At 58.8% G+C, this 6,984-nt stretch carries 10 protein-coding genes, 1 tRNA gene and 1 pseudogene; 6 read left to right on the forward strand and 6 right to left on the reverse strand.

Annotation, left to right across the window (positions count from 1 at the left end; translation table 11 throughout):
- Nucleotides 1-801, forward strand: an 801-nt coding sequence (locus C9413_RS25055; RefSeq protein WP_170251047.1) for an alpha/beta hydrolase, incomplete at its 5' end; no start/stop codon positions are given.
- A gap of 12 nt (nt 802-813) precedes the next feature.
- On the opposite strand, the gene hisN is transcribed toward C9413_RS25055, so the two are convergent.
- Both hisN and C9413_RS25065 read right to left on the reverse strand, forming a co-directional pair.
- Nucleotides 814-1,587 (reverse strand): histidinol-phosphatase, encoded by a 774-nt coding sequence (gene hisN, locus C9413_RS25060; protein ID WP_039846089.1) that lies wholly within the window; start codon nt 1,585-1,587, stop codon nt 814-816.
- Between the two features lie 251 nt (nt 1,588-1,838).
- Nucleotides 1,839-2,720, reverse strand: a complete 882-nt coding sequence (locus tag C9413_RS25065; RefSeq protein ID WP_039846090.1) for an N-formylglutamate amidohydrolase — start codon at nt 2,718-2,720, stop codon at nt 1,839-1,841.
- A 190-nt stretch (nt 2,721-2,910) separates the two neighbouring features.
- On the opposite strand from C9413_RS25065, the gene cpdR1 reads away from it, so the two are divergent.
- Both cpdR1 and C9413_RS25075 read left to right on the forward strand, forming a co-directional pair.
- Nucleotides 2,911-3,273, forward strand: a complete 363-nt coding sequence (gene cpdR1 / locus C9413_RS25070; RefSeq protein ID WP_003542883.1) for a response regulator CpdR1 — start codon at nt 2,911-2,913, stop codon at nt 3,271-3,273.
- Nucleotides 3,274-3,357: 84 nt separating this feature from the next.
- Nucleotides 3,358-3,432: transfer RNA gene (locus tag C9413_RS25075), tRNA-Val, on the forward strand.
- Nucleotides 3,433-3,579: 147 nt separating this feature from the next.
- On the opposite strand, the gene C9413_RS34290 is transcribed toward C9413_RS25075, so the two are convergent.
- Nucleotides 3,580-3,714, reverse strand: a complete 135-nt coding sequence (locus C9413_RS34290; protein ID WP_022715855.1) for a hypothetical protein — start codon at nt 3,712-3,714, stop codon at nt 3,580-3,582.
- 315 nt (nt 3,715-4,029) lie between these two features.
- Here C9413_RS34290 and C9413_RS25080 point away from each other — a divergent pair.
- Nucleotides 4,030-4,212 (forward strand): annotated as a pseudogene (locus C9413_RS25080) (CrpP-related protein); the annotation flags it as partial.
- A gap of 209 nt (nt 4,213-4,421) precedes the next feature.
- The gene (locus tag C9413_RS25085) at nt 4,422-4,898 is read left to right on the forward strand and encodes a hypothetical protein (protein ID WP_039846091.1); all 477 of its coding nucleotides are present in this window, start codon (nt 4,422-4,424) and stop codon (nt 4,896-4,898) included.
- A 3-nt stretch (nt 4,899-4,901) separates the two neighbouring features.
- On the opposite strand, the gene C9413_RS25090 is transcribed toward C9413_RS25085, so the two are convergent.
- Complete coding sequence (locus C9413_RS25090; RefSeq protein ID WP_039846092.1) at nt 4,902-5,600, reverse strand: hypothetical protein; 699 nt, start codon at nt 5,598-5,600, stop codon at nt 4,902-4,904.
- Nucleotides 5,601-5,752: 152 nt separating this feature from the next.
- Between C9413_RS25090 and C9413_RS25095 the strand changes: the two genes are divergently transcribed.
- Nucleotides 5,753-6,271, forward strand: coding sequence for an MgtC/SapB family protein (locus C9413_RS25095; protein WP_170251048.1), 519 nt, complete (start codon nt 5,753-5,755; stop codon nt 6,269-6,271).
- Nucleotides 6,272-6,313: 42 nt separating this feature from the next.
- Here C9413_RS25095 and C9413_RS25100 read toward each other — a convergent pair whose 3' ends face one another.
- On the reverse strand, nt 6,314-6,496 hold the full coding sequence (locus C9413_RS25100) for a hypothetical protein (protein WP_039846094.1): 183 nt from the start codon (nt 6,494-6,496) through the stop codon (nt 6,314-6,316).
- A 71-nt stretch (nt 6,497-6,567) separates the two neighbouring features.
- Complete coding sequence (locus tag C9413_RS25105) at nt 6,568-6,804, reverse strand: hypothetical protein (RefSeq protein ID WP_039846095.1); 237 nt, start codon at nt 6,802-6,804, stop codon at nt 6,568-6,570.
- Between the last annotated feature and the right edge of the window lie 180 nt (nt 6,805-6,984).

Raw genomic sequence — 6,984 nt, forward strand, 5'->3', positions numbered from 1 at the left:
TATTTCGAGGCGATCCGCGATCTAACGGCGAAGGGCTTCTGGGTTGCGATCTTCGATCTTCGTGGCCAGGGCGGTTCGCCACGGCTGATCAAGAAACGACAGCATGGCCATGTGAGGCGCTTTTCCGATTACGAGCGAGACCTCGACACCTTTCTGGAAACGGTGGTGCTGCCCGACACCCGCCTGCCCTTCTACCTGCTCGGCCATTCGACCGGTGGCCTGATTGCGCTTTCGGCCGCCCCCTATCTTGCAACACGCATTGAACGCATGGTGCTTTCCGCGCCCTTCATCGGCCTGATCGGCCAGGCAGCGTCCGCATCGACCATCCGCCGCTTGGCCGCCACGGCTTGCTCGCTCGGACTTGGCTCGTTGCCCTTGAGCCGCAAGCTACGGGAGCTTCCTTTCCAGGACAATCCGCTGACATCGGACGAGGTGCGTTTCGAGCGCAACATTGCAATGATGAGGGAGCATCCGGAACTGATGCTCGGCCCGCCGACCGCACGCTGGGTCCATGAATCCTTCAAGGCGATCGACAAGGCACTCATGCCGAGCCACCTCTTTTCGATTACCATCCCGACGATCGTCATTGCCCCGACCCGCGACGGCGTCGTGCCCTATATCGCGCAGGAACGGCTTTCGCGCTATTTCCGCGCAGCCCAGCTCGTGCCCATCAATGGCGCGCGGCACGAGATTTTTCAGGAGCGCGACGCCTACCGCGCCGCAGCACTCGCCGCGTTCCATGCGTTTATTCCAGGCAGCGACGCCGAGGCCGCTGAAGAGGTCGAAGGGTTCGGCGTCTAAACGGATGGCGACTTAGCGCTGCAGGATCGCAAGTGCCTGGTCGTAAACAGCACGGCTGCCGGCGGCGATGATCGAGCCACCGTCTTCCGGCCGCCCGCCGTCCCAGGTGGTGATGATGCCGCCCGCATTTTCGATCACCGGAATGATCCCGCCGACATCGTAGGGCTTGAGGCCGTTTTCGATCACGAGATCGACATGGCCGGCCGCGAGAAGTGCATAGGCATAGCAATCCGTGCCATAGCGGAAGAGCCGGACCTGGCGTTCGATCTCACGATATTTCTCCATTTCCAAGCCGGTGAAGAGATGCGGCGAAGTGGTGAAGAGGATCGCGTTCGAAAGCGTGCCGCAGTCACGTGTTTTCAAGCGCCGTTCGCCCTCCGGTCCGCAATAGATCGAGCCGTTCTGATCCGCGAAATAGCGCTCGCCGGTGAAGGGCTGCTCGATCATGCCCATGATCGCCCGGCCGTTCTTCTGTAGCCCGATCAGCGTTCCCCATACCGGCACGCCGGAAATGAAGGCCCGCGTGCCGTCGATAGGATCGATCACCCAGACATAATCACGGTCCAGGCCAACATTTCCGTGTTCCTCGCCAAGAATGCCATGATTGGGAAAATGCTCTTCAATCAGCTTGCGGATTGCCGCTTCCGCTGCCCGATCGCCCTCGGTAACGGGATCGAAGCCACTCGAAAGCTTGTTCGTCACATCGAGGCCGGATCGGAATCGCGGCAGTGTCTCGGCCTTGGCGGCTTCCGCCAGGCGATTGAAGAACGAGCGGTCAGGAAGCATGGATGATCCGTTTTCTGGGCCGTGTGGCACGCATTCCTTAGCGCAAATGCGTTCAAATGCAAATCGACCAGGCATTTTCTCGATATCTGCCTAAAGATTTTGCATTGCAAAATAATGATTGACAATTGTGCAGCGCAGCAGTAGCTTCTTCATACAGTCTTCTGACTGTAAATACCCTCCTTGGGTGTTTCCTCCCTAGACTTAGCCGCGCTGTACAGCGCGGTTCTTTTTTTGAGCGTCTGTCCGGGAGCTTATTCTGCAGCAAGCGCCGTATCGGTTGCAAACTGGTCAACGTAGCTGGCCATCTGCCGCATGAAGCCTGTGACGGCGTTGACAATCAGCGGAAAATCCGTGTGCTTTTCCAGCGTCCCTTCGTCCACGTAGATCGCCCGATTCACCTCGATCTGCAGGGCGTGCAGCCCGCGCGCCGGCCGGCCGTAATGCTCGGTGATGAAGCCGCCGGCATAGGGCTTGTTGCGGATGGCGGTGAAACCCATCTCCTCGAGAATACTGATCGCCGTACGCGAAAGGTCGGCCGATGCGCTGGTACCATACCGGTCGCCGATGATGAAGTCGGGCCGCGCATTGCTGCCTGCGACGCGGACATTGCCCGGCATCGAGTGGCAATCGATCAGCACGCCGAAGCCGAATTGCACGTGGGTGCGCGCAATCAGCCGGCGCAGCGCGGCGTGGTAGGGTATGTAGATGCTCTCGACCCGATCGAGTCCTTCCTGCACCGGCAGCCGCCGGGCATAGATTTCCATATTCTCGGCAACAATGCGCGGAATGGTGCCGAGCCCGCCTGCCACGCGCAGCGAATTGATGTTTGCATAAGGCGGCAACAGGCCATCGAACATGCGCGGGTCGAGCTCGTAAGGTTCGCGGTTCACATCCAGATAGGCGCGCGGGAAATTGGCGAGAAGCAGAGGCGCGCCAAGCAGGCTGGCGGCTGAAAAGAGCTCGTCGACATAGTGATCCTCCGACCGGCGGATGGAAATGCCTTCGAGCCGCGACTGGGCGATAAATTCCGGTGGATAAATACGGCCGCTGTGGGGAGAATTGTAAACGAAGGGAATGGTCTGCGACACGGGCTCACGGATCTCAAAAAGCTCGTACTCGCGAATTTCCGGCACCTTTTTCCCTCTTAACCATGTCACAGGACGGCTGCTTGGCCCATGTTGCCAGTTGCCTCACCGCAAGTCCATACTATGTAGCGGGGATGACAGCCTTGGGCAGGCAATTCACCGGTTGTTTACCGGCTAAAGTCTAGTGTAAATAGCTGGCGCCTCCCACCAAAAACCTATTCACCAATCGGTCTGGATAATGACTCAGAAGATACTGCTCGCCGAAGACGACAACGACATGCGCCGCTTTCTCGTAAAGGCGCTCGAAAAGGCCGGTTACAAGGTTCTTTCCTACGATAACGGCGCAAGCGCCTATGACAGGCTTCGGGAAGAGCCCTTCTCCCTGCTCCTGACCGATATCGTCATGCCGGAAATGGATGGCATCGAGCTCGCACGCCGGGCGACCGAGCTCGACCCGGACCTCAAGGTCATGTTCATCACCGGTTTTGCAGCCGTTGCACTGAACCCTGATTCGAAGGCGCCGAAGGATGCAAAGGTGCTTTCAAAGCCTTTCCATCTTCGCGATCTCGTCGATGAAGTGAACAAAATGCTTGCCGCATAAGGCTTGCGGGCGGCGGGTCACAAAACTTCAAAAAAGCCTATTGACGGCTCCCAAGGTTTTGTGATCTATGCGCCGCCATCGGATGGGCGTGTAGCTCAGCGGGAGAGCACTACGTTGACATCGTAGGGGTCACAAGTTCGATCCTTGTCACGCCCACCATTCGATCCTCTTGAAATTACAGAGGAATTCGTCAAACCGCTGATTGACGAGTGATATCCAGGACGTGAGCAGTCGTGCGTTACGACGCAAAATTGCGCCCTTGCCCAACACGGCTCACACAAGCCAGCCAAAACCCCATCAAATACTTTACTTCGTAAGCGTGGCGTCTTCAGATAGAGTTGCTGCGGTTTGCAAGTTCGGCGTCTCAGGGATTGCTGCGATGAAAAACATCGTGAACGCATAAACTGAGAACAACGTCAGCACCGCGGTCAATCGAATCATTCAGTATCTCCTTATTAACAAGGACAGCTTGACCCATATCCGGGTTTTCCAAAACCGTTTTCTGAACGGGAGATGAACAAAAACATGTGACGGGGCATTTTAACGATATTTTTACAACACATTTTGAAGAGTCTCCCTCTTCCCGCGGGTGCTTATAAGCCGGAAGAAGGAGGGTTTTTTGATCGCGAAGGAGGTATTGCTCCATTCGAGCTAATCCTGTGAATAGCGGGAATCGGCGCCTTCGGCCTGGACATTAACAAAGAGAAATGTTTGCCTTCGAAGGCTGGCTGAGGGGCCGGCGGTTAGGGGCAAGCGATGAATATCGAAGAACTGCTCGACATGCAGGAGCGCGGAATACGCGATCGGATCCTCGGCTACGATTTAAGCGACAATCCCATGTCCCGACCGGAATTGATGCCGATCCGCGATGCTTGGGAGCTTGAAGTCTGGTACGCCCGCTACGAGGCATGGCGCTTCGGCTGGGCCGTCGAGGACGCCAGCCGGCGCCACTGAGCGTTTGCATGGGCGAAGGCTCCGCGCAAACAAGAGGTACGATACAGAGGCCGGCTGTCGCTGTTGACGGCCACGCTTCCCGGAACGGGCCGCCATCCCTGCAGCGGCCCGTTTTCTTTGTAGCGCGGCAAATTTCGGACACAGAAACATGCGACCCCCGTCCGGTAAACCAGCATGACAGGATTCCTGAACAGATGAGACTGACAGTGATTGCAGCTGCGGCGCTTTCCGCCGCAGCTTTCGCCTCCGGCGCCAACGCCGCCTCCCAGAATTTTCCAGGCGCCGGCGTTTCGACGCTTACAGGCAAATGCGCAAAGCTCGTCGTTGGCAACGTGGACGCAACGAAGGGGTGCAAGGGCGAACTCGCCAGCGTGGGACTGCCGAACGGCCAGGTGACCTTCATCTTCACCTCAGGCGGGAAGATGCTTGGCTTCCAGGGCGATGGCACCGCGATCAAGCCGGCATCTAATGGCAATGCCAGGATTCCGCTCAAGATGGTGACAACCGGCGTGGGCGAGAAGATGACGGGCCAGGTCAAGGTGGCAGGCACCTGCACATTCGGCAACCCATACGGCGGCAAGCCGGTCGTGATCGAATGCTCCGCGGAAAGCAAGGATACGGCCTTTACCGGCAGCTTCCGCACCAGCGGCAAGGCTCCGAAGCAGAAATAGACCTCAGGCGCACCATCCACCGGGGGCGCCAGGCTTGCGGGCAAGACCCTCGGTAATCAGTTGAGTGCCCAAGGAGCGGCCGCCGCGCGAAATCACGTGCGGCGCGCCGGAACTGGCGGGCTTGCCGGCAGCGTTCATGACGAAGGGCCCGGCATTCAGAAATTTGAGCAGCTTCGATTTTGCGGCAAAGCCGATCCTCCGCTCGCCTTCGCAGCGCGCGGCGCCGACATCCGGCACTACCATGTCGGCGACCAGGATCTTCTCGCCCTTGTACCAGAATATCCCACCGTCTCCGACGCAGTTCATATGCTCACCCTGCCCGCAATAGCCGAACGCGGCGCGCGCGTTTTCCGGGCCGGCGGATGATGTCGCCGTTGAGGAGAGCTTCACGGGCTGCGCGGCAGGAACAGGAACGGCTTCGGGCGGCACGGGACGCTGCGGCTGCGAAGCAATGGCCTGCCTCGGCGCGTTCTTGGCAACAGCCGCTTTCGGCGCGTCTGCCTTGATGGCAGCGGTAATCGCGGCCGTGTCCGGCGCCCGTGAGGCAAGAATCGGGCGCACGGTCTTCCAGTTGTCGTAAAGCGCGATACTGCCTGCGGCAACGACACCGGCAAAGAGCCAGGGCAAGGCTCCACCATGGCCCCTGCCCTTCGATTTTGCGGATGATTTGCGGCGGCGGCCGCGAGGTGCAGTTCTAGCCATCTGGTCCGAATCCCGTGATGGGCCGATTATCGCCTCCCAATCCTTTCCGAAAGGTTGGCATGGAGCCCCAACGTCGAAACGGACGAACAAAGAGCCGCAGAAGACGTTAGCCCCCCGCGAAGAAATGTTTACCCGAAGGGAGCGCCTTTTCCATGGATATCGTTTTTGCCGACATGTTCCCTGAATCCCGTATTCATTACCCGGTGATCTTTGCCCGGCTCATCGGCGCGATTGTGCTGGGCGGCATCATCGGCTTCGACCGCGAGGCGCAAAACCATGCGGCGGGTCTGCGGACCCATATTCTGGTGAGTCTTGCGGCAGCGCTTTTCGGCATCATTTCCATCGAATCGGTGCATATGCCGGGCTTTGCCAACGATCAGCAGGTCCGCATCGACCCGCTGCGCGTCATCGAGGCGGTGACGGCGGGCGTCGCGTTTCTGGCCGCGGGCATGATCGTCTTTTCCAGAGGCAGGGTAAAGGGCTTGACGACGGGAGCAGGCATGTGGCTCTCAGGTGCGATCGGCCTTGCCATGGGCTTCGGCTATTGGCCGGTCGCCTTCTTCGCGACGGCGGCGGCGGTCTGCGTGCTCTTTGCTCTGGGCAAAATGGAGCAGCGCCTGGAGCGGAATTCCGGAAAGCAGCCGCCGCCGGAAGGCGATACCGACTCATAAAAAACGCCCGGCATGCCGGGCGCGCTTTATCGGCGATGAGAATTAGCCAGTCTTCCCTCTTGAACTGTCCTTGTCTCCATGCGCGCTGGTTTCGCCATGAGCAATAATTCCGGATGCCGCTTCGCGCTTCTGGATATCAATGCCGTTCTCGGAGGCCTCTTTAAGAGCCTGCCATTCGTTTTCGTGTTTCAGATAGATGTCTTGCGGCACGAGATTAGTCGTCATGGAGTCCTCACAACTTTGTCCGGGCCTTAAATGCAAAAGCCCCGACGTCGGTTCCCGCGCCGCCTGAAAAATCATAAGGCGCGCCCTTTGCGGCCTTTGGAGGTTGCAAGGTCTGGACCGCCTTTTGAAAGATCGCCGCCGGTCACATGAGCCGGAACATGAATGTCGTCCATCGGCGTCTGCGGCAGCGTCAGATCGACATGGTGCGGCGGCAGCACCTGCACCTTCTGCATGCGGTTCGGCTTTGCCCGCTTCATGCGATCTGCCGCTTCCGTACGCTTGTCGGGAGAATGAGTCGAAGTCTGCATAAATGGTCCCTCCTTTTTTGTCGCGCCGGCAATGGCATTCCATTGCCTTAACCAGAGCCTAACGGGCGGGCGACCGCATGGTTCCAAAGAAAAGCCTCGGCGCAGACTGCGGCCGGCTTGACTGGCGCCACAGGTTGACTACCTAGAAGGCTGATCCGCGGCCAAAACGATGCGCATGGT

Source organism: Rhizobium sp. SEMIA 4085 (assembly GCF_013004495.1).
In the GTDB taxonomy this organism is placed as follows: Bacteria; Pseudomonadota; Alphaproteobacteria; order Rhizobiales; family Rhizobiaceae; genus Rhizobium; species Rhizobium gallicum.